This window comes from Pseudobythopirellula maris (genome assembly GCF_007859945.1).
Classification (GTDB): Bacteria; Planctomycetota; Planctomycetia; order Pirellulales; family Lacipirellulaceae; genus Pseudobythopirellula; species Pseudobythopirellula maris.
In genome coordinates this window covers 333935-355735 of sequence record NZ_SJPQ01000001.1, presented here as the reverse complement: position 1 = coordinate 355735, position 21801 = coordinate 333935, and the positions used below count along the sequence as shown (strand labels likewise).

Here is a 21801-nt window from a genome sequence, read left to right as displayed (position 1 = left end):
AGACCGCTGCAGCTCACATAAAAGGCTCAGTTGCCGGCCGCCCGCGCAGAGTAGGCTCCAAACCGACAACTACATCATATCGCGGGCGTCGCCGGTCAACTGCAGCCGGTGGTTAGGTCGCCCGCCATGTGTCCACATTCAAAACATTTGGATGCAACAGGTGTACGTAGATTCTTGCCGCATTTCGTGCATGGTGGCCCAAACTCCTTCAAACGGTGCTTAACGATCTCGTCGTGATGTATCTCTGTTTCACCGGTGAGATCTCTATGGAATTCGTAGAGTGGGCTGTGAAGTTCTGCGATCGGAGTATCCGCAAGTGTGCAGCCATGCTGCTCGCGGTAGGCTTTTACAGCTTTTATGCCGTCGTAGTAGAGTCGCTCGATACATGCATACTCTTCCTCATGGTAAGCAGTGACCGATCGTCGGCATCGCCAGCAATAGACGCGCTCCATGGCGACCTAACGTTACGGATCACGCGGTCGCCGCGAGCGATCCTCCACTTCAAAAACCACGACTCGGCGACTCGTCGTGCATCCGATTGTTCGCTGCCTTCGCAGGACGTTCCATTCGATCAGAAGTCGACCTGCAAGTGCCACTTCAGTTCTCTTTCTTTGGCTTGTGCCAGTACGGTTAGCATCGAATCCAAATCGTAAAGGACGGCATCCACATCCTTCACGGATTCCGGGTTCTGTCGAATGTAATCCGCGATTTGCTTCGCATAGTCAATTCCGTGATCGGCGTCGTACCATTCTTCAGGCGGCATGTTCGCTAAAGTCTCTTCCGAATCGGGCGGCAGATCGTCCCCGTCTTCCAGTTCCATCAACCCGGCCATCATCGCCCGCGCGTCTTCGGGAGATTGGCTGCAATGTTCATCGAGTGATTTGAATCCCAGCTTGGTCGCAATGGCGTTGATTCGTGCCGAATGACGGGACAGAGCCTTGCCGTCGACGGTCGTGTCGAATCCAGGATCGTCAGAGTTAAGTACGATGAAATACGCGGCACCCACGGATTGATCCTTTCAGTCAGCGAACACCCGGTTAAGCGGCGAAGACGCCGAGGATCAAAATGTGATCCATATTTTGATCGCAGGTGCTTCGTCTGAGTGAGCGTAGCGAACGACTTCAACCGCATGTTAGGCGCCGCGCCCTGATATAGATGCCCTTCGAACTAACGGGAATCCAGCAAACAAAAGTAAAGATAACGCATAAACGCCTCCCGCTATCGGGTCTCTAGACTCGAAATACTCCTGCACAGTTAATCCTCGAATGCCCAGGACAACGCTGAACTCAACTGCTAGTAGCAACATGAGAGCTACAACGCCGGTAGTTGCTGCACTCTGAATTGTATCAATGGAGAAGCGCTCCAAGACAAACCCAGCCGCGGCAAAGGACACCGCTATCATCACAGGGGCCTCAAGTAATTCTGCGTTGCGCTCACCGAGAGCCTGCACAAGCCAAAGCGTTCTTACAGTTCCAAGCACGAAACCCACCGCGAAAACGATCCCGAAGTAGGTGAGCGATGCTAGGCCGATCGCACGCATCTAAGGCGCCTAACGCTTGAGCTCAGTTGCCGGCCGCCCGCGGAGAGCAGACTCCAAACCGACAACAACATTCTACTCGCGGGCGTCGCCGGTCAGCTGCAGCCGGTGGTTAGGCCCTTTCTAGCCGTTGCCAGGCCCTCTTGAAAGCACGACCAACCTCTCCCCGTATGTCAGAATCCGCAATAACCTTTTGGATGCCATCAACAAAGTCACGGTCGCTCCAAGATTCGTCCCCACGCTGGAGTGAAAGCAACTTACCGAGGACGCGATGTTGGAGTTCGTTGAATCGCTTCATCGCCGCGACCTGTGATTCGCTTGAACGCTCAGTGTCAGACCACACTGCCCGAACGTCAATGGTCAATTCGTGGGCGAAGAAGGCATAGAAGTAGAGGCGATCCGCGATTGGTCTCGCACATAGCTTTTCCGCGATCTCAAATGCGTTGGGCATAACAACAGCCGTAACCGGGCGGCCGCCAAAAGACCATGATTTCAAAACCCGCGTCGTCGGCCGCTCCGGCACGGCATGGTAAGAATCGCTACTTGGCGTCTATTTGAGCTATCGCGTTATCGAACGCAGCCGCCAAATCGAATATATTCTTTTCGTCCAGTGTGACGCGCACTTCTTTTCCTGTTTCTACCGCGACGGGAATGCACCAGCATACAGGGGCCCCTTTCAGGCGCACGATCTTGCTTACTATCCATTTCTTGCCGGCGGGGGAATTTGATGAAAAGGTATGAGCGACACCCGGTGCGGATGTCAGTAGGTATACTTTGTCCCCAGTTACCTGCCGGAAACCAAGGTCCCAATTCACCGTCATCTCCGACAAACGTATCAGCTTCTCCCTTGTGTCGTCTGACGCTCCCGACAATCGTGAGTGATAGTTGCTTTGCGAAGTCCTTACGCTGTCGCTGAAATCGGCAAGCGGATCATTGTCGAGTACAGTCCATTGCACTGCTGCGGGCACAAGGTTCGGCGTGTTGAGATCAAGGGCTATTTGCCACGTGGACTGTCTCCAACGATCCACGTCGTCTTGTGCCGAGACGTGGCAGCCCCACTCCACACCGATCAGGGCGAACGCACAAATTGTCAGGATATGTCGCATGATTTTCTCACTCTCTTTTCCGCCGGCTTCTAACGTAAAAGGCTCAGTTGCCGGCCGCCCGCGGAGAGCAGGCTCCAAACCGGCAACACCATCATATCGCGGCCGCAGCCGGTCAACTGCAGCCGGTGGTTAGGCCAGACTACGGCTGTCGATCGTTCAGGGACTCAGACACAACCCGATCAACTTCTGCCCGCGATTCGAAAATATCGAGAGGCAAATCGTCTTTCACAACCGAGATTCCAGCGGGACTCCACCGCAAAACCGGGCGACCAGGGAAGCGATGAACCCTTCCGTCAATGGTGACGACGGTGTCGCCCGCATCAAAGGTGATGCTTATATCTGGTCGGTCATCCCACGGCATGAGCACAACGCCGCTTGAGTCAAGAATTTCCGAATCGGTACTTGAGGTGAGGTAAAGGCCGTAAAGTCGCTCGTCGCCAGCGTGGATATCGAGCCACCCGGCGGTCGAAGTCTTCGGTTGCTGGGGTGAATCGCTGCAACCTGTAGCAACGAGCACGACCGTGAAGCAAAGGGCGAGATAACGCATGTGGCCTAACGTCTGCCGTGTCCGGGCGCGAACTGAAGACTTTGATTTCAGTTGCCGCGTGAATGAGTGCTCCAGTTCACGGCTTTGTTAGCTGGAATTGAATCAAGTTGGTCGTCGATTTCCGGGCGGAATACCATCACCGGTATACTTGCCGGGTTTCGTTTCTGCCGTTGTTGCCCAGCCTTCGTGATTCTGAAAGCTCTCGTAGCTTACTGCAGTACAATGATCGAATTCGTTTCCTGCAGCACGCTCGAACGAATTCGGCCCGAGCGACAAAAGGGCTTCAAACTCCATGCCCTGCGGAAACTCACTGGGGTTGTCAAGTACGTCGTTGTAGAAATCTCGCCCGTTTGCGACAACGACGCACCGCTGATAGAGGAAGTCGTCTGCAGATATGTAATCGTCACCATTGTCTGGGTCGAGTTCACCAGCATAACAGGCTTTGCAGTGGCGACGTGTATCTATTGCGTGAAGCTTCGCTGCCAGTATGTCCTCAAATTGGGTGATGCTGTCGGGGCCTTTTTCCGACAGTGCCACGCACGCGGGCTCCAGAACTGCTTCGTCGTCGCCAGTCTTGTCCCAGTCGAAGAGAGATACGACTTGCCAGAATTCCGATTCGGTCATTCGTGTGTTCCAGCTAACGCCTAAAATCACCCGGTCGCGACGAGAGATTCTCCATTTTCAAAACGCCCGACTTCGCGACTCGGGTGCATTTTTTCGTTACTTTGCTGTGGCGGCAGGTGAACCAAGCGCTGTCAGCAGGGGATCAAGCGCTGCTTGATTTGATGCGATGTCCTCGCTGCGTGATGTACAGCGAAGCTTGAAAAACGTATTGTTCTGTGCCCACACGTAAATGTCTGACGCCAGAATCATGTCGTCGACAGTGAGGTGAAACTGGGACCACAACGCTTGCTGCTCGGAGTCCCCGAGTTTGACAGTCTTGAATTCAGTTTCTTTAGCAGCCTGCCAGTAGCCGAGCTGAACTGCTTGTTCGATTCCTTTCTTTGCGTGCTGCATCTCTTCCTTGAGTAACGGCGAATTCACGTCGTTGGAAATCGAATTGTGGCCTCGGGTAAACTGATACAGTGTGACGGCCAATCCTGAGTCATGTTCGTAGGCGACGGTGAATCCGTGATCAGCTGGTGGTAGCGCTCGTGTCTCCGTTTTCGACCATCCGGACGGTGTGGTAAGAGTAATATTGGGCGCGGGCGGTTTTGAGTCCAGCGATTCAAGTTCGGCCCGAGCAGCAGCGTCGAGCAACTGCTGTCGTTCAGATGCGGATATCTGAGATGGCGAATCAGACGTCGCTCTTCCAGACTGGTCGCAGCCGCTGATGCAGACAAGCAGAAGGCCGAGGAAGATAATCGTTCTAAACGCTGAGTGTATCATTTGCAAAATAACGCCCGCGTTAACCGAGCGGACCTAAAAATGTAAATAAGTGAAAACGGAGCCGGATACAATGGTGCGATAGCAACATCCGGCGATTTGCCAACCGCGAAGGCCTCTCCGCTTCGGTTCAACGCATTGTTATGTCGCGATCTACGAGTTCGCGTTGCGTTGGTTGGCGGTTCGGAGCATGCGTGCATTGACAGAGCACTCCGTTCCTTTTGGTGGCAATTATTGTTCAAAACAGCGAGCAAATCAAATTGCACTAAGCGGTAGTCGGGTATCACATTATCCACCCGTTCTATTCTCTAATTCTTGTTCGGCTTCGATCCCGCTCAGTCTCCATCCGCGACGAGCCTTGGCAGCACTAACCCATTGCTCCATTATGAGGCAAGCGTCGATCCAATCACGAAGCTGCTCTTCGGTCATGTCACAAATCTTGCGGCCCCGTAACGATTGTTGTGATTTGCTGAGGGGCTCCGCCATGCTGACATACTTTGCGAGTTGCAGTCGACCAAGCGACATAACGTCTAAAATCACCCGGTCGCGACGAGAGATTCTCCATTGTCAAAACGCCCGACTTCGCGACTCGGGTGCATTTTTTTGTTATGCCGCGCAGACGTTGGCCATTAGGAGTTGCCCGGCGGACGGACCCAAATGCCCAACACACAATGGCTGATTTCAAAACCGGGTGACGGACTCTTGAATTTTTGCTTGACGTACTGAAGCCGTACGGCATTGCCTTCGTGATAAAGCTTCCATTTCTCTTCGTCTGTGAGCGTGTCGTTGTCGGTTGGCGACAGTTGTCTGGTCCACGATGTTTTTGAATCGCCATCGTCGATCTCGAATTCAGCGTAGTCGTTGTGGCCAGACATAAAGACGCGGCTTATGTCACCGTTGATTTCGATAGTGGGAATTAGCCCATCGGATATTGCGGACCACCATGTAGGGGATCCAAAAAATCCGTTTTCGGGAACAAGACCGAATCCATCGCGATGCAAAGTCGCATGTTGGACGTGACCGATTTGCTCGGTGTCGTGGCGTAGATCGTACAGTTGAATAAGCGAGTCAGACATCGATACCGACGATTTATTTGTCGTCATACCCATCGTGATTTGCATAGCGGCATAACGTCAGGGTTCACCGGGCCGCGGCGAACAGTATTGATTTCAAAGCCCGCGCGGCCCGCGGCTCCGTGTGCAATCCATTGTTATGCGGCGTTTTTCGGGATGGGTTCAACATCGAGGAATTCGGCAATCCTGATTTCTCTGCACATTGATCCCATGTGACCATATTGTCCGCGGTCCGTCGGTGTACCAACGAATTTGATTAAGAAATTGCTGTCGTTTTCGAGTGTATCAAAATTAACTGGAAACTCAGCGATAAAGTAAGGTGACCAAGATTCAAATGAAGGAATAAAGCCGAGCCATCGCTTGGTCAGAGCGATTTGAATGTGTCCGATTTCCCAATGCGGTCGATACAGCCCAACGAATGTTGCTGATTCGCCAGCTTCGATTTGATCATATTGTTGGCCAAGCGTTTTGATTGTCCGATATCTGTTTCGGATATCCCACACTGCGGAAGCAAGCCAAAGCAATCCAAGAGCGGGAAAGAAAAATTGCGGCCATGTGACCGCGAGGAATCCAATCAACGCGATGCACACGAGCAGAATCAAGCCAAATGCGATGAATTGGAGCGTGAGTGAAATTGCAAGCCTCTACATTGAGCTGCATAACTTGTTATTAGACGGGATTTCGCTGCGTAATCCTACTTACGCAGAAACTGTCCGCGTAAGCGGCTTGACGCCTCGGCAGCCGAATAGTGTACATGGGTGCACATCCCGGACTCCCAAAGACACTGGTGCAACGATGGCGTCAATCTACCGTGCCCCGGAGGCTGGAGCAATTATTGCTCAACCGCCGCGTCTTTTGGACGCTGTGCGAGAAGCCCTTCGTGCGAAGCACTACGCCTACCGATCTGAACAGGCCTACGTCTATTGGGCTCGCCGCTACATCTTGTTCCACGACAAGCGGCATCCGCGTGAGATGGGCGGGCCGGAGATCGAACGGTTTCTGACCCATCTAGCGGTGCAGCAAAACGTGTCTGCAAGCACTCAGACCCAAGCGCTATGCGCGCTGCTGTTCCTCTACAAGCACGTGCTCAAGATCGATTTACCCTCGCTTGACGCGGTCCGAGCAAGGCGGCCAAAGCGGCTTCCTGTCGTGCTTGCCCAATGCGAGGTATCTCGGCTCCTCGACACGGTGCAAGGAGCCCACGGAACCCACCGGCTCATGGCTTCGATCATGTATGGCAGTGGCCTGCGGCTGATGGAATGCTGTCGGCTGCGGGTCAAGGACGTTGACGTCGTTCGTAGGCAGTTGATCTTGCGACAAGCGAAGGGGGATAAGGACCGGGCAGTCCCGCTTGCCGAGTCGGTCTTTTCCGCAGTCGAGCGACAGATCGCTTGGAGGTCGGAGCTGCACGCGTCAGACCTTGAACGTGGCGTCGCCCGTGTTGATCTGCCGTCCGCATTCGAACGGAAGTCTCCGTCGGCCGCCCAGTCGCTGGCGTGGCAATTCGTGTTCGCATCCGAACAGTTGTCTCGATGCCCTCGAACGGGTCGGTTGGGCCGCCACCATCTGCACGAGACGTCGGTTGGGACTGCGGTCCGTAAGGCGGCTCGCCGCGCTGGGATTCGTAAGCGGGTTACCTGTCACACCCTGCGGAACTCGTTCGCCACGCACCTGCTCGAATCGGGTAGTGATATCCGCACAGTGCAAGAATTGCTCGGACACAATGACGTTTCAACAACGATGGTCTATACCCATGTCTTGCAGCGAGGCGCCTGCGGTGTGCGAAGCCCGCTAGACTCCCTCAGCGTCGCAACGTCTTGAGTGCTGCGGCTCTTTTCCCCGCCCGCAATTGAACTTGGCAGGAGATCTCGTCGGTTGCCTCAACCGCGGCGCCCAAGCCGAATCGCCAACTCGCAGCGGTCTGGCCGACCGACGCGGTTTAATGCGTTTCGCAAACAGCGTTCGGCGTGAAACGCCTCAGCAGTTTTCACCTAGCGTATATCGCTGCAGAAACTGCTTAGGACCCCGCTCTGACGCTCTGCCGCTTCACGGCACGAGCAAGATGAGCCCCGCCACGGCGCCCCCCTCGGCGGCGGCGCCCAGCAGGTCGACCGGCCAGCCGTGGCTGCGGTACGGCGCGCACGAGCCGGGGCGGTAATGCCCCAGCGTGTAGACGCACTCACGCGGGCAGTCGCTCGCCATCAAGTAAGGCAAGTAGGGGACCGTCCCGAAGAAGTGGACGGTCGACACGACCGGCTGCAAGCAGCCGCAGGCGTAGCCGTAGCGTTCGGCGTTCACCTCTTCGAAGTAGAGCGGGTTGCTGCGTGAGGCGCTGGCGGCCCAGTGGTAGCAGGTGATAGGCCAGCTGCGCGCCGAAGCCAGCGGCGAGGGGCTCGCCACGCCGTGCTCGGCGGCGTAGTTGGTCGGCAGCACGCCGGGCTTGGCGCCGATCCCCACACCGAGCGAGTTGATCGGCCGGATGGCGTAAGCATCGGGCCCCGGCTCGGCCAGGGGCTTGGCAACCGGGCCCAGCGGCGCGGCCGCAAGCGTGGTCGCACAGGCGGCGCAGGCGACCAACGCCAGCCACGCGTGTATCCGTATTCTTGCCATGACGCCGCTCCCCCAAGCGCGTTTAACTCCGGGCGCAATTCGCCCACCCCAAGGTCGATCGGCCCGATTCGACGCCCGGCTGCAGCCCAATCGGCGCATCCGGCACAATCGTTTGTGGGATCCGACAGCATTTATTTTGACAGCACCGAAGCCCTCTCGTGATAATGGGTAGTGCTTCCACGGGAGCCCGCCGAGGGCCGAATGCCCCGTTTTCCATCACACGATCGCCACCGCCTCCGGGTCGCCGTCTTGCGTATGCCCTCAAAACCCGCCGCCTGGTTCGGCCGCCGAGTGCGTCCCACGCGTCCGCCCGGCGACCGCGCCGACGCCCTGGTCGTCCGCCGGCTCGAGCCACGCCGCGTGCTCGACGCCACGCTGACGAATGTGGTCGTGCCCAACACGGCGTTGGAGGGTGACACGGTCGAGGTCAGCGCCGAGGCGACCGGCACGGGCGACTTGCAGTTCGAGTGGACGATCTTGCAGGCGGGCGTTGTGATCGAGACGTCCAACGACGCCGCTTTCCGGTTCACCCCCATCGATGACGGCATCTACCGCACCCGGGTGGTCGTGACCGACTCGACCGGGGCGAGCGACCTAGTGACCGATTCGGTGCGTGTCGGAAACGTCGCCCCGGCACTCGAGAACGTGACGGCGGATGACATCGATGAGAACGGCGTGACCACGCTTTCCGGCGACATCGTCGACCCCGGCTTGGCCGACAGCTTCACCCTCACCGTCGACTGGGGCGACGGCACGGTCGAGACATTCAATTACGCCGCCGCCGACCGCAGCTTCAGCGAGACGCACCAATACCTCGACGACAACCCCTCGGGAACCCAGGTCGATCCGGTGACGATCCGGCTGACGGTCGAGGACGACGACGGGGGCGTGGGCGAAGCTAGCGTCGCGATTGAAGTATCGAACCTGCCGCCTGAACTTGCGGACGTCTCAGCGACCGATGCCGATGAGAACGGTGTCGCGACCCTCAGCGGCGTGATCGTCGACGGCGGGACGCTCGACACCCACACGCTCCGCGTCGATTGGGGCGACGGCACGGTCGAGACTTTCAGCTACGCGGCCGGCGAGCGCGCCTTCAGCGAAACGCACCAGTACCTCGACGACAACCCGACTGGCACGGCGACCGACCCGGTCGTGATCCGGCTCTTAGTGTTGGACGACGACCTCGACCGCGGCCTCGCTAGCACGACGATCAACGTGGCGAACCTGCCGCCGACGTTGCAAGGCATCGGGGCCACCGATGTCGATGAGAACGGCTCGACCACCCTCACCGGCGTGATCGTTGACCCGGGCTCACTGGACACGTTCACTCTCACCGTCGACTGGGGCGATGGCTCGACCGAGACGTTCCTCTACTCGGCAGCCGAGCGTGCGTTCAGCGAAACGCACAAGTACATCGACGACAACCCGAGCGGCACGCCGGTCGATTCGTACACGATCACACTCACGGTCACGGACGACGACACCGGGACCGATTCGGCGAGCGTGATGATCAACACCTCGAATCTGCCGCCGGTTTTCGACCCGATCGCTGATCCCACCGTGGACGAAGGCGCGGTGTTCACGCTGACTCCCGAGGTGATGGGCGCGTTGGCGCCGATTGTCAGCTTCACCGATCCGGGGACCAACGACACCCACACCGCCACGATCGATTGGGGCGACGGTTCGGCGGCCGAGCCGCTCGTGGTCACCGAGTCGGGTGGCGCTGGCTTTCTCAGCGGCGAGCACATCTACAGCGACAACGGCGACTACACCGCCACAGTCACCCTGACCGACGACGACGGCGGCGTGGCTGTCGCGGCGTTGACGGTCCATGTGGAGAACGTGGCGCCGACCCTCGTGCTCACAGACGAGCCTTTCACGATCAACGAAGGCGAAACGCTCGACCTCACGGCGCTCGGCGTGTTTTCCGACCCGGCGTTCGACACCGAGACCTTCAGCTACACGATCGACTGGGGCGACGGCACGCAAGACGCCCCGCGACCGCCCGAGTCGACCGTCAACGGATCCGAGGGCACGCCGACAACCGGCGCCCTCGCCGCGAGCCATTTCTACACCGACAACGACACGGACGAAGAACTGCTCGGCGAAACGGTGAAGGACAACACTTACACGGTCACGGTCACGCTCACCGACGACGACGGCGGCGTGACCGTCGAGACGATCGAAGTGACGGTGCTCAACGTCAACCCGATGCTCGACCCGGTCGCCGCGACCGACGTCGGTGGCGACGGCAAGACGACGCTCACACTCACGTTCGAAGACCCCGGGGCCGACGACTTCGTGGTGCTTGTCGACTGGGGCGACGGCGCCGGGTTCACGCCCGAGGAGACGATCGCCGGGCCGACTCCGCAGACGGTTGTCATCGAGCACACGTACACCGGCCCCCCCGACCCGCTGAATCCCTCGGCCGATATCGTGATCACCGTGAAGGTGCAGGACGACGACTTCGGCTCGACCGCCCTGCAGGTGGGGGAGAGCAATCTCGAGTCGGTGGCGATCAAGAACTCCGGCATCGAGGACAACACGGTGGTGTTCGTGCTCGCGACTGGGGGCGGCCCCGCGGAATTGCCCCAACGCGAGGTCGTCGCTTTGCCGCCCGAGCGCGTCAGCGATGTCGACCTCGAGTCGCGTTCCGCGAGCGAGGGCGCCGCCCGGTCCGACGCCTCGGTCGCCTCGGAACGCTACCTCGAATTGGTGGTCGTTTATCCCGACGGCACGGAGGGCGAGGGGCATCGGCTCAAGACCGAGTCGCTCGACGACCTGCCGGCTCTGTTCCGCACCTTGCCAGAGAACCGCTACCGGGTCTACGTGGTGCGGACCGAGAACAGCTCACGCCGGCTGGTGATCGATGTCTACGTCCGCTCGGGCCGGCTGATCGACCCCTCGGACGACTCCGACGGCGCCCGCGACCGACCGCCCACCAGCGAGGTTGGCGAGAGCCAGCTCGAGCAGCCCAGCACCCCGCCGGCCGATTCGCCCGCCGACGAGGACCCCTCCCAACAGCCGCCGGAAGCCGCGCCGATCGAGAGCATTCCGTTCCCGGCTCAGGGGGCCGAAGCCGCCGAAGGGGCGTCCGAAGCGTCGGCCGCCCCGCTCGTCGCCGCAGCTGCGCTCGCGCCGATCGCGATCGACCGCAGCCGGGCCAATCGCGCTTGGGCCCAGCGGCTCGACCGCGCGCTGGCGGGTCGCGACGCTAAAGCCCAGTGGGCTCGCTTTCGCCGCGTTTGGCGTCGAGCGAACCGCCAACCCCGCCCCTGAAGTCTGCATCCGCTTTTCAAGCAGCGTCGCACGAGGCGCCGCTGCCTTTCGCAAGTTCCGCAAGAACCGCGCCGTTCCCTATGCCCGTTTGCCCGTTCTGCCAAACCGAACTCGACGACCGCGCAGCCGCCTGCCCGGCGTGTGGCCGCACGCCGCCCGATGACGCATCGTCCGATGCCGGCCGGACGGTCGAGTTTTCGGGTGAATCGACCGTCGACTTCGACGCCCCGATCATCCCGGACGAAGCGACCGAGGGGAGCCCCGAGAAGCAGAAGAACGCCACGGTGACCGGCGCGGACGCGACGGTCGAGTTCGACGAGCTGCGGCTCGACGGCGCCGACGAGGGGGCGACCGTCGAGCTCCCGCCCGGCCGACAGACGCACAGCGGCGCCGGCGATGCGACGGTTGATTACGCCACCCTGGACGGCGTTGGCCCTGCGGGCGACGGGGAGGCGTCGCTCGATTTCGAGACACTCGAGTCCGACGACGAGCTCGGCCTGCGGATGACCGGCGAGTGGGCCGCCGCCGCCGAGGCGAGCGAGGGCAAGACCGGCGCCACGCTCCGCGCCGCCCTTGGCAGGACGGTCGGTGGCCAGCGGTCGACCTTGCCGATCAAGTCGCGTTCGCTGCAATCGACCAGCGATGTGAAGCCGCGGTCGCTCACCGGCGCTGTGGAGGGGATCGAGGCGCCCGACTACGAGCTGCTCGACATGCTGGGGCAGGGGGGCATGGGCGTGGTCTACTCGGCCCGCCAGTCGTCGATCGCCCGCACCGTGGCGGTGAAGATGCTCAAGCCGGGGGGCAAGGGGAGCAAGAGCGGCAGCGGCGACGCGGAGGCGGCCGCAGCACGCGACAAGTTCATCTCCGAGGCGGTCGTCACCGGCGAGCTCGAGCACCCGAACATCGTGCCGATCTACGACCTCGGCGCCAACGCCAAGGGCGCTCTCTTCTACTCGATGAAGCGGGTGAAGGGGACGCCGTGGGACGAGGTGCTCACCAAGAAAACCCTCGCGGAGAATGTCGGCATCCTGATGCGCGTGGCCGACGCGGTGGCGTTCGCCCACGCCGGCGGAGTGGTGCACCGCGACCTGAAGCCCGAGAACGTGATGCTCGGCGATTACGGCGAGGTTCTCGTGATGGACTGGGGCCTGGCGCGCGTGAACGAGTCGTTCCGCAGCGCCGGCTCGGTCGTGCAGAGCGACAGCCTCGGCGGGACGCCCGCCTACATGGCGCCCGAGATGGCCCGCGGCCCGGTCGAGACGATCGACGCACGCAGCGACATCTACCTGCTCGGCGCCATGCTGTTCGAGGTCGTCACGGGCGACCCTCCGCACACCGGCAAAGACGTGATGCAGTGCCTGATGGCGGCCGCTCGCAACGAGATCGTCGAGACCGACAAGCGGGGCGAGCTGATCGAGATCGCCCTGCGGGCGATGGCCACAAAGCCCTCCGACCGCTACCCCACGGTCAAGGCGTTCCAGGCGGCGGTCGAGCGTTACCAAGCCCATTCGGAGAGCCTCGCGCTCACCACCAACGCCCAACGCAACCTCGAGCTGGCCGCCGAGAGGGCCGACTACGAGATCTTTGCCCGCGCCTTGTTCGGCTTCGAAGAGGCGATCGCCCTGTGGGAAGGCAACACCCGGGCCGCGACGCTCGCGAACGACGCCCGCCTCGCCTACGCCCGCTGCGCCTTCGGCAACGAAGACTACGACTTGGCGGCCTCGCTGCTGACGACCGACGGCGAGCCGACCGACGAGGCGGCTTCGCTGCTCGCCGAGGTCAATCGGGCCAAAGCCGAACGCGCGGCGCGACAGCGTCGGCTGCGCAACGCCAAGCTGCTGGCCCTGGGCCTCGTGCTGCTGCTTATCGGCGGCGGCACATACTCGTACCTCGAAATCAGCAAGCAGAAAAACGAGGCGGTCGCCCAGCGTGAGCGGGCCGAGGAAAACGCAGAGCTTGCCCAGAAGAACGAGGCCGAGGCGGTTGCCCAAAAGAACGAGGCCGATCGGCAGCGAGGCATCGCCGACGACAACGCCGAGAGGGCTAGGCTGAACGCCGAGCAGGCCGAGCGAAACGCGGAAGAGGCTAACCGCCAACGCCTGGTCGCCGAGCAAGAGGAGGCCAAGGCGGTGGCGGCCGAAGAGAGCGAACGCTACGAGGCTTACGTCGCCCGCATCGGGTTGGCGGCGGCCAAGATCGACGAGAACGCTTTCGACTACGCCGCCGACTTGCTCAAAGACTGCCCCGCCGAGCTGAGGCACTGGGAGTGGGGCCGGCTGCGCTACCTCTGCGATCTCGACGAACGCACGTTCACACTGCCGGCGCCAGCCGACGCGGTCGCCTACTCGCCCGATGGCTTGCGGGTCGCAAGCGGCGACTGGTCGGGGCAAGCCGCGGTGCGCGACGCCGCTACGGGCAAGGTGCTCCTCGCCTTCAGGCAGGGGCAATACGTCCACGCGGTCGCCTTCTCGCCGGATGGCCGCTGGCTCGCCACGGGCAGCAGCGACGGCAAGGCCCGCGTGGTTGACGCCGCCACGGGCGACATCGTTCGCACCCTCACAGGCCACGACGAAGCCGTGCTCACCGTGGCGTTCTCGCCCGATGGGCTTCGGCTCGCCACAGGAGGCTACGACAACACCGCGCGGGTTTGGGACCTGGCCACGGGCCGGCAGACCGCCAAGCTCGAAGGGCACAACTGGTGGGTCTGGGACGCCGAGTTCTCACCCGATGGCCAGTTCTTGGTCACCGCCAGCCAAGACGGCAAGGCGATCGTCTGGCGCCGTTCCGGCGCCGATAGCGGGCCGTTCGACGAGCGCGCCGCCGAATTCGATGGTCACAGCGGGCCGGTTTACGCCGCGGCGTTTTCGCCGACCGGCGACCGAGTCGCCACGGCGGGTTACGACGGCGCGGTGTGTGTTTGGGATCCCGAGCGGGTCAGGCCGGTCGACATCGACCGTCGCCTCGACGGCCTGCCCGACCCGCCGCACGATTACCTGCGGATCGAGGGCCACGACAAGGCGGTCCGCGCGGTCGCCTTCTCGCCCGACGGGCGCCACGTGGCGAGCGGCTCGCACGACAACACCGTCAAGCTGTGGGACGCCAGGACCGGCGCGCCGATTAAAACGCTCCGTGGCCACGGCGGCCGCGTGCGCGGCGTCGCCTACTCCCCCGACGGTTCGCACGTCGCCTCGGCCGGCCACGACGCGCGAATCCGTGTGTGGGATGTAGCCGCCTACGCCGAGTCTCGCGTGATGCGGGGCAAGGTGCTCGACGGGCACGCCGACGCCGTGCTAGCCGCCCGTTTCTCGGCGGACGGCTCGCAAGTGCTCACCGCCAGCCGCGACCGCACCGCCGTGCTCTGGGACGCCGACTCGGCGGAGCCGCTGCGAGGATTCAGCGAGGGCCACGAGTTCCTCGCCTCGTCGGCCGTCATGTTCGATGGCGGGCGGATGCTGGCCACGGGCGCAGGGGACAACACGGTCAGGCTGTGGAGCGTCGCGACCGGGGCCGAAACGCAGGCGCTCACCGGCACGGGCCGCAGCGGCGCGCTGGCCGTGTCGGCCGATGGCCGCACGATCGCCACGGGCGGACCGAATCGCGGGGTCAGGCTGTGGAACACCGGCGGCGAACTCCAGGAGTCGCTCGCCGGGCACGAGGCCGATGTCACCGCGGTCGCTTTCTCCGGCGCCGACCTGCTCGCCACGGGCGACGAGCGGGGACGCATACTCCTTTGGCGACAGGCGAGCGAGGGTGGTTGGCGCCAAGAGCGTGAGTTGGTGGGCCACAGCCGGGCGGTCACGGCGTTGCGATTCACCCCCGGTGGCGAGCGTCTCGTCTCGTCGAGCGGCGACCTGACCTGCGCCCAATGGGACCCGAGCACCGGCCGCGAATTGCTGAGCCTCGTGCTGAAACACCCCGATTGGGTTTCGGCGCTCGACCTCTCTGCCGACGGCCGACTGGCCCTGACCGCTTGCGACGACGGGGTGGCGCGTTTGTGGCGACTCGACGACGGCCGACTGCTGGCCGAGCAACCGCTCAAGCTCCCCTCGGGCGAGGCGGCCGTGTTCAGTGCGGTCGATCTGGCGGCAAACGGCCGGCGAGCGCTGCTCACCTCGGCCGCCGCCGCGGCGGTTTACGAATGGCGCCTCGCGCCCGGCGCCGAAAGAGCTTTTGAACAGTTGATCGATTTCGATCAGGGCGCCGGTTACGTGTGGGCCGCCCGCTACGCCGGCCAAAACGAAGAAGACCGGGGCGACGGCGGCGCTCGGAGAGTGATCACTGTCGGGGGCAACGACGCCCGTCTCTGGAGGCTCGACCCGTTGCAAATCACCATGCGTTTCAGCGCCCACGGCGCCGTGGCGTCGGCCGATCTGTCGCCCGACGGGCGCCGCGTGGCCACCGGCAGCTGGGACCAATCGGTCAAGCTGTGGGACGCCGCCACGGGCTCGGCGCTGCTGAAACTCAACGACGCCCACCAGGGCGGGATCAACGGCGTCCGGTTCTCGCCCGACGGCTCCGAGCTGCTGACCTGCGGCGACGACGGCGTGGCGCGTCGCTGGGACGCCTCGACCGGCAAACGCAACGGGCCCGAGCTGCGAGTCCATCGCGGCCGCGTGCTCGACGCGATCTACTTCCCCACCGGCGACCGGGTGCTCACGGTCTCGGCCGATGGCGCCGCGGCGATCAGCTCCACGGCTACAGGGGAGAGCCAATTCACGCTCGAAGGGCACGCCTGGGCGGTGCTGTGTGGCGCCGTGTCTCGCGACGGCCACTGGGTCGTTACCGGCAGCGAGGACAACACGGCCCGTGTGTGGGACGCCACGACGGGCGAAACCCGGGCCGAGCTTTTGGGCCACACGGCGGGGGTGTCGAGCGTGGCGATCAGCCCCGACGGACGCCGCGTGCTGACCGGCGGCCGCGACAACGCGGTGAAGCTGTGGGACGCCGCCACGGGCAAGGAGATTCTCTCGCTCGCCGGGCACACGCAGGAAGTGACTGCGGTCGGGTTCGCTCCCGATGGCCTCACGGCCCTTACCGCTAGCCGCGACGGCGCCGCTATCTTGTGGCCAGCCGACTCCTGGGGGTCTGGGCAGGCTGGGGCGGGGGCGCAGGCCTCTCGCGGTCCGAGCGCCCGGTGAGCCCGCGGATAGAGGCCCTCTTAAGGGGCGACGCTGGCGGGGCGCGGAACAATCCTCAAGACCCCCCCAACCCGCTCCGATACCTGTAACGTCGCAGTGCGCGTCCGCAGCGCAAGGTGTGCAGGGTTTGCTGCCGCGTCAGCCGCCCGGCCCGATCACGCAGGAAGAGTCAATGAGCGAGCCGTATTCGACTTTCGACACGTTCACCGTCGAGGGATACGCCCCTCCCGAGGCCGCCGGCGCCCCGTTGCCGCCGACGCTTCTCAAGCTGCCGTGGGTGGAAGTTGAGTCCCACACGTCGGAAGCGAACGCGACCAAGAGCGACGCTACGAGCACGCGGGTCGACGCGAACTCGCAGCCGCGGCCGAGTTCGCACTTCGCCTTGGCGAATGACCCTTCGACCCAAGCAACGCCCGATCAGTCAGCCGCCGATCGAGCAGTCGCGGTCAAGGAGATCGCGCCAGAAGCCGTTGCGGCGACGGACGAAGCCGTGCGTATCGACATCGGTCACGCCGCTTCAGCTACAGTCGGCGACCGGGTGCGGCTTCACGAGGGCGAGAGCCCCGTCGCGATCGAACTCAGCGGGCCTTGGTCCGAGCGTGTCGGTACGACCGCTCGCTGGGCCGTTTTGCTCGGCTTGCTTTCGGCAGCGGGAGTGAGCATCGCTCTGCTGGCGGGCGCCGCCAGCGGCGTGGAGGCCGACGCGCCGGGACCCGAAATCGATTCGGTGATGGGCGATTTCGACGCCACGCCCTGGGGCTCCGACCCCGCCGGTTGGGGCGGCGGCGAGTTGCTCGCCAACGACGGCCTCAGCCCGATCGACTCCGACGCCGCGAGCTTGCGGAGCGGCGCGCGGCCGGGCTACGTGCCGCCCGCCTACGAGTCACCACAAGAAGGCGTGGCCCGGCGCCAGACGCAATCGCCAACCGGTTTGTCCGCCTCGGGCCCCGTGGGCCTTGCCGCCGCCCGCGACGCGGCGCCGCGTGCGGTCCTCGGCGAGCGGCTGACGCCCCTTGAGCCCCACCGCGTGGTGGCGAGCGACCGGGTAGCCATGCTTCCCGCCGAGCAAGCCGCTAGGCCATCGACCGCGACGCAGCACGCCGAGCAAAGCAACGACGCGCAGGGGTATCCCAAGACCCCCCACCGCGCCACACGCTGGTCGCCCTCCTCACACTGAAGCTCACTCAGCAGAAGCCAACCGCGATGCCGACCACCGACCAAGCTTTTATCGACGCCTACCGACGCGTTCCCGCGGCGACTGCCTCCCGGCAGAGCAGCCCCCAACAGAGCGACGCGACAAGCGAACGCCAGACCCACGCCGCCGAGGGCCCCGGCGCGAGGTCGCCGTTGTCCCAACTGATCGGCAAGTCGCCCCTCGGTCCGCTCGGTGCTGGCCCTCCGGCGCCTGGGGCAAGCGGCACGCAAACCACAGCCGAGGCCACGCCCACGCGATGCCGAGCCGCGGCCGAGTTGTACGCGACCCCCTGGCCGGCGATGGCGGAGCGTCTCTACTGGGCCGCGGGGGCTGAGCTCGCACGGCTCATCGACCGCCTGACGGGCGATGGCGCCCGCGTGCTCGCGTTGGCCGGCGTGGCGCCCAAGGCGGGCGTCACCACCGCGGCGATCGCGCTCGCCCGGACTTGCTCAGCGGCGGGGATGCGATCGACCTTGGTCGGCGCCAACCCCCAGAACGCGGGCCTGGCGCGTGCGCTCGGCGCCCGCCCCTCGCAAACGCTTACCGAGTGCATCGGACGCGGCGACGCGTACGGCGAGGCGCTGGTCTCTTGGCCGGACGCACGCCTCGCGCTCGCCGAGGGGGGCAGGCTCGAGGCTCTGCCGCCCGGCGCCTGCGAAGAGCTCGTTGCGTCCAGCGACCTGGTCGTGATCGACATGGGGGTCGTCACGCAGCGATTGACCCACGGGCTCCAGCCTTTCGGCAAGCTCGAGACACGCGTGGCGCTCATCCACAGCGAGGGCGACGACGCCCGGGACATTGACCACGCTCGGAAATCACTCGAAGGTCTCGGCATCGGGCCGTGCGGGCTTATCGAAGTGGCCGCCGCGTCTTGAAGCTCGGGGATCGAAGGGGTTGCTGTGCGACGCGCGGCTTGGTGGGCGACAGGGCCGTGTTGATTCACGTCGTCACGAACGCTAAACATTCCAGCGACCCTCGTTAGCGAAGAGCAACACTCAGGACGCAGCGACTGACGGCCCGGGAGGGGCCTTCGATGTACGAAGACTACTGGCAACTCGACAGCAAGCCGTTCGAGGCCGACCCCGGCCCGGCCGGCTACTACCCTTGCGAATCGCACGAGGGGGCGGCGCTCAAGCTCCGCTATGCGATCGACCAAGGCCGCGGCGCCGCGGCGCTCGCCGGCCCCAGCGGCGTGGGCAAAACGCTGCTGCTCAGGCGTCTCGCCTCAGAACTCGATCCGGCGACCACGCCGGTCGTGCGGCTGGCGTTCCCGCGCCTGAGCGACCGTGAGCTGCTCGCCCTACTGGCCGATCGGCTGGAGGCCCCCGCCGACCCCGAGGGACGCGTTTCGGCCGACGCCACGCTTGGCCGTCTTGAGCGTCTGGTGGAGCGCAACGCCGAGAGCGGCGTGCGGCCCGTCGTCGTACTGGACGAGGCGCAATTGCTCGAAGACGCCGGCCTGCTGGAGACGGTGCGGCTGCTGATCGACCTGTTCGATGGCGGGCAGGCCCCTTGGACCCTCCTGCTGGTGGGGCAGATGGGGCTGATCTCGACGCTCGCACGCACGCCGGGCCTCGACGAGCGGCTGGCGGTCAAGGCGTTGGTCCGCACGCTCACCCCCGAGGAGACGTCCGGCTACATCGGCCGTCGCCTCGAAGCCGCGGGCGCCACCCGCGAGGTCTTCTCCGCCGAGGCGATCGAGCGGATCTCGCAGGTCACCGGCGGCGTGCCGCGGAGGATCAACCGCTTGGGCGACTTGGCCTTGGTGGTTGGCTTCGCCGACGGGTCGCCTCGTATCGAGGCGCATCACATCGACGCGGTGAACAACGAGCTCGTGACCGCCTCTCTCGAGTAAGCCGGCTGGCGCTAGAAAATCAGCTACACACAAAAAAAGGCCGCGGCCCCAAACGGGGGCCGCGGCCTTGTTCTTTAGCTTTGCCGCGAGCGGCCTCAGCGGCGGCGACGCGACACCAAGCCGGCCAGCCCCATGGCGAGCACGGCCAGGGCCGCGGGCTCGGGAACGGCGGCCGAGGACGCATTCGACATCGCGTCGAGCGTCTCGCCGAAATTCGCCACCCAGGCGGCGTAGTCGTCCATCGAGATGTCGCCCGAGAGACCCGGGTCGCGGTTGGGCAACGAGGCGTCGGTTTCGAAGTTGTCACGCCACACGGTGAAGTCGGCCGCGTCAACCACGCCGTTGTCGTTGTAGTCGCCCACAAGGATCGGCTGGGCCAAGAACAATCCCGGCGAGCCCGTGTCGTCGGCCGGGTAGATGATCAAATCGCCTTCGACCGATGCGGCGGGGTACCCAACGAAGAGGTCCGGGCCGTCTCCGGAGACGCCCCAGCTGGCGGGATCGCTCGGGTCGAAGCTGAGGTCCTCCAGGTAGATCGAGGTGCCTGAGTTGAACACGTAATCGTCCCAGCCGTTCTGGCCGAATTCGTACTCAACAACCACGGTGGCGTTGTCGAAAGTGCGAACCGTCTCACCCTCGTCACCGGTGGGATCGGGATCGTCATTCGGCTCCGCCTCGTAGTCGGCAAGCGACGACCAGATGCCGATCTTGTCGCCCACCGAAGTCTCGCCCTGCAAGTTGTTGAGACTCGACCATGTGGAGACGGGGATGAAGTTGATGCCTGAGCCCCAGGCCCGCTCCATGAGCACGTCGGGAGCGGGGTTCTCGCCCAGGTCGTTCGCCAGATCAAAGAGGTCGCTGTTGGCCTCGTTGAACAGCACCGCCGTCGAGCCGTCGGGGATCACGCCGGAGGTGATATTCGCCTCGGTGAGGTCGTTCCCGCGGAAGTCGTCGAACACGTAAGGCGTGCTGCCGAAGTCAATCGCCGCCCCGGTGTTGTTGTGAACCTCGATCCATTCCCACTGAAAGTCGGAGAAATTCGGGTCCATCATGATCTCGGTGATCACCAACTCGCCGGCGGGGGCCGCGCCCGTGCCGTGGGTGATGCCGGGGCTGCCGAAGTCGGTGCCGTTGAGCACGCCTTCACCCTCTTCGGCGATCACATTGGTCACGACGGCGCCGGCCACATCGGGCTCGGAGCGGACCCAGTTATTGAAATCCTTGAAGTCGCCGACGCCACGCCACTGCACCGACCTGGTCGTGGGGGGATCGCCGTAGTAGACGCCCGAAACGGTGTTATTGGTCGTGAAGTCGTCGGCCAGGCTGCCGGGGCCATTGAGCGGCGTCTCCGAGCTGTAAGCGGAGTAGGACGACCACAAACCGACTTGGTCGTCACTGTTCGACAAACCGGGGAAGAGGAAGTTGTAGTCCACCGGGCCCGAACCGGCGGACGGGTTGTCGTTGATAGTGAAGGGGATGTAGGTGATCGGTTGTCCCTGGCTGTTCTGCGTGCCCCAGGCGTCCTCGAATTGGTAATCGCCGTCGTAGGTGTCGTCCAACTCGAATTGGTTGTAGAGCACGGCAATCCCGCCAGCGGGGATCACGCCGACATTCAGGTTGGGCTGAGAGAGCTGCGCGTAAGTGCTCGAGTTGAAGTCGTTATCCGCGTCCGCGTCGTCGTCATCGATGACATAGGGCGTCGCCGAAAAATCGATGGCGTTATCGGTATTGTTCCAGAGCTCGATCCACTCCCAGGCCGGGTCGCTCGAACTGGTGTTGGTGCCAGGGTCGGCCATGATCTCGGTGACAATCAGCTGGGCGTGCGCGGTTGTCGCGAGGAGAATCGTCAGGGCGACGGCGGCCGCCACGGTCCGCAGGTATTGGGTGATCTTGGTCATTTTCCACTTGGCCTGAGGGGGAGTACTAGCGGACGAGAGGCGTTGTCTACGACTCGAGGTTCTTAAGGGGGTAGCTGCATGAGTCGGGTTGTCTCGCAAACCGCCACATTCGGCGACTGGCGGCTCGTTCAGCAGCGGGGCGCACGCGCGACGGGATTTGCGCCAGCTCGTGAGCTC

At 63.4% G+C, this 21801-nt stretch carries 16 protein-coding genes; 6 read left to right on the top strand and 10 right to left on the bottom strand.

The genetic code is table 11. From position 1 onward, the window contains the following. Positions 1-571: 571 nt before the first annotated feature. The 8 genes from Mal64_RS01300 to Mal64_RS01260 form a co-directional block, all read right to left on the bottom strand. On the bottom strand, positions 572-1006 hold the full coding sequence (locus tag Mal64_RS01300; protein WP_146395936.1) for a hypothetical protein: 435 nt from the start codon (positions 1004-1006) through the stop codon (positions 572-574). A 126-nt stretch (positions 1007-1132) separates the two neighbouring features. After that, entirely contained in the window at positions 1133-1540 is a 408-nt protein-coding gene (locus Mal64_RS01295) for a hypothetical protein (protein WP_146395934.1), read from the bottom strand. A gap of 536 nt (positions 1541-2076) precedes the next feature. After that, on the bottom strand, positions 2077-2643 hold the full coding sequence (locus Mal64_RS01290) for a hypothetical protein (protein ID WP_146395932.1): 567 nt from the start codon (positions 2641-2643) through the stop codon (positions 2077-2079). A 139-nt stretch (positions 2644-2782) separates the two neighbouring features. Continuing rightward, on the bottom strand, positions 2783-3190 hold the full coding sequence (locus Mal64_RS01285; RefSeq protein WP_146395930.1) for a hypothetical protein: 408 nt from the start codon (positions 3188-3190) through the stop codon (positions 2783-2785). A 102-nt stretch (positions 3191-3292) separates the two neighbouring features. Beyond that, complete coding sequence (locus Mal64_RS01280; RefSeq protein WP_146395928.1) at positions 3293-3814, bottom strand: DUF4240 domain-containing protein; 522 nt, start codon at positions 3812-3814, stop codon at positions 3293-3295. Positions 3815-3910: 96 nt separating this feature from the next. Then, the gene (locus tag Mal64_RS01275) at positions 3911-4450 is read right to left on the bottom strand and encodes a hypothetical protein (RefSeq protein WP_146395927.1); all 540 of its coding nucleotides are present in this window, start codon (positions 4448-4450) and stop codon (positions 3911-3913) included. Positions 4451-5205: 755 nt separating this feature from the next. After that, positions 5206-5685, bottom strand: coding sequence for a hypothetical protein (locus tag Mal64_RS01265; RefSeq protein ID WP_146395922.1), 480 nt, complete (start codon positions 5683-5685; stop codon positions 5206-5208). Between the two features lie 101 nt (positions 5686-5786). Further along, positions 5787-6251: a hypothetical protein gene (locus tag Mal64_RS01260; protein WP_146395920.1), complete on the bottom strand. Its 465-nt coding sequence runs from the start codon at positions 6249-6251 to the stop codon at positions 5787-5789. Between the two features lie 193 nt (positions 6252-6444). On the opposite strand from Mal64_RS01260, the gene Mal64_RS01255 reads away from it, so the two are divergent. Further along, positions 6445-7470: an integron integrase gene (locus tag Mal64_RS01255; protein ID WP_146395918.1), complete on the top strand. Its 1026-nt coding sequence runs from the start codon at positions 6445-6447 to the stop codon at positions 7468-7470. A 225-nt stretch (positions 7471-7695) separates the two neighbouring features. Here Mal64_RS01255 and Mal64_RS01250 read toward each other — a convergent pair whose 3' ends face one another. Then, a complete protein-coding gene (locus Mal64_RS01250) occupies positions 7696-8259 on the bottom strand; it encodes a hypothetical protein (protein WP_146395916.1) in 564 nt (187 codons plus the stop codon). Positions 8260-8514: 255 nt separating this feature from the next. Here Mal64_RS01250 and Mal64_RS01245 point away from each other — a divergent pair, with 255 nt between their 5' ends. The 5 genes from Mal64_RS01245 to Mal64_RS01225 all read left to right on the top strand — a co-directional run bounded on the left by Mal64_RS01245 (position 8515) and on the right by Mal64_RS01225 (position 19726). Further along, positions 8515-11538, top strand: a complete 3024-nt coding sequence (locus Mal64_RS01245; RefSeq protein ID WP_231993616.1) for a PKD domain-containing protein — start codon at positions 8515-8517, stop codon at positions 11536-11538. A gap of 80 nt (positions 11539-11618) precedes the next feature. After that, positions 11619-16676 carry a WD40 repeat domain-containing serine/threonine protein kinase gene (locus Mal64_RS01240; protein WP_146395912.1) on the top strand — a complete coding sequence of 1686 codons (5058 nt, stop codon included), beginning with the start codon at positions 11619-11621 and terminating at the stop codon, positions 16674-16676. A gap of 172 nt (positions 16677-16848) precedes the next feature. Then, positions 16849-17853: a hypothetical protein gene (locus Mal64_RS01235; protein WP_146395910.1), complete on the top strand. Its 1005-nt coding sequence runs from the start codon at positions 16849-16851 to the stop codon at positions 17851-17853. Between the two features lie 26 nt (positions 17854-17879). Continuing rightward, positions 17880-18746, top strand: a complete 867-nt coding sequence (locus tag Mal64_RS01230; protein ID WP_146395908.1) for a CpsD/CapB family tyrosine-protein kinase — start codon at positions 17880-17882, stop codon at positions 18744-18746. A gap of 158 nt (positions 18747-18904) precedes the next feature. After that, entirely contained in the window at positions 18905-19726 is an 822-nt protein-coding gene (locus Mal64_RS01225) for an ExeA family protein (RefSeq protein WP_146395906.1), read from the top strand. A 95-nt stretch (positions 19727-19821) separates the two neighbouring features. Here the strand turns inward: Mal64_RS01225 and Mal64_RS01220 are convergent, their stop codons facing one another. After that, the gene (locus Mal64_RS01220; RefSeq protein ID WP_146395904.1) at positions 19822-21624 is read right to left on the bottom strand and encodes a PEP-CTERM sorting domain-containing protein; all 1803 of its coding nucleotides are present in this window, start codon (positions 21622-21624) and stop codon (positions 19822-19824) included. Positions 21625-21801 lie beyond the last annotated feature (177 nt).

Coding starts and splice junctions, on each gene's coding strand:
- Mal64_RS01295 (WP_146395934.1), bottom strand. CDS start 1,540: ATGCGTGCGATCGGCCTAGCATCGCTCACCTACTTCGGGATCGTTTTC.
- Mal64_RS01290 (WP_146395932.1), bottom strand. CDS start 2,643: ATGCGACATATCCTGACAATTTGTGCGTTCGCCCTGATCGGTGTGGAG.
- Mal64_RS01285 (WP_146395930.1), bottom strand. CDS start 3,190: ATGCGTTATCTCGCCCTTTGCTTCACGGTCGTGCTCGTTGCTACAGGT.
- Mal64_RS01280 (WP_146395928.1), bottom strand. CDS start 3,814: ATGACCGAATCGGAATTCTGGCAAGTCGTATCTCTCTTCGACTGGGAC.
- Mal64_RS01265 (WP_146395922.1), bottom strand. CDS start 5,685: ATGGGTATGACGACAAATAAATCGTCGGTATCGATGTCTGACTCGCTT.
- Mal64_RS01255 (WP_146395918.1), top strand. CDS start 6,445: ATGGCGTCAATCTACCGTGCCCCGGAGGCTGGAGCAATTATTGCTCAA.
- Mal64_RS01250 (WP_146395916.1), bottom strand. CDS start 8,259: ATGGCAAGAATACGGATACACGCGTGGCTGGCGTTGGTCGCCTGCGCC.
- Mal64_RS01245 (WP_231993616.1), top strand. CDS start 8,515: ATGCCCTCAAAACCCGCCGCCTGGTTCGGCCGCCGAGTGCGTCCCACG.
- Mal64_RS01240 (WP_146395912.1), top strand. CDS start 11,619: ATGCCCGTTTGCCCGTTCTGCCAAACCGAACTCGACGACCGCGCAGCC.
- Mal64_RS01235 (WP_146395910.1), top strand. CDS start 16,849: ATGAGCGAGCCGTATTCGACTTTCGACACGTTCACCGTCGAGGGATAC.
- Mal64_RS01230 (WP_146395908.1), top strand. CDS start 17,880: ATGCCGACCACCGACCAAGCTTTTATCGACGCCTACCGACGCGTTCCC.
- Mal64_RS01225 (WP_146395906.1), top strand. CDS start 18,905: ATGTACGAAGACTACTGGCAACTCGACAGCAAGCCGTTCGAGGCCGAC.
- Mal64_RS01220 (WP_146395904.1), bottom strand. CDS start 21,624: ATGACCAAGATCACCCAATACCTGCGGACCGTGGCGGCCGCCGTCGCC.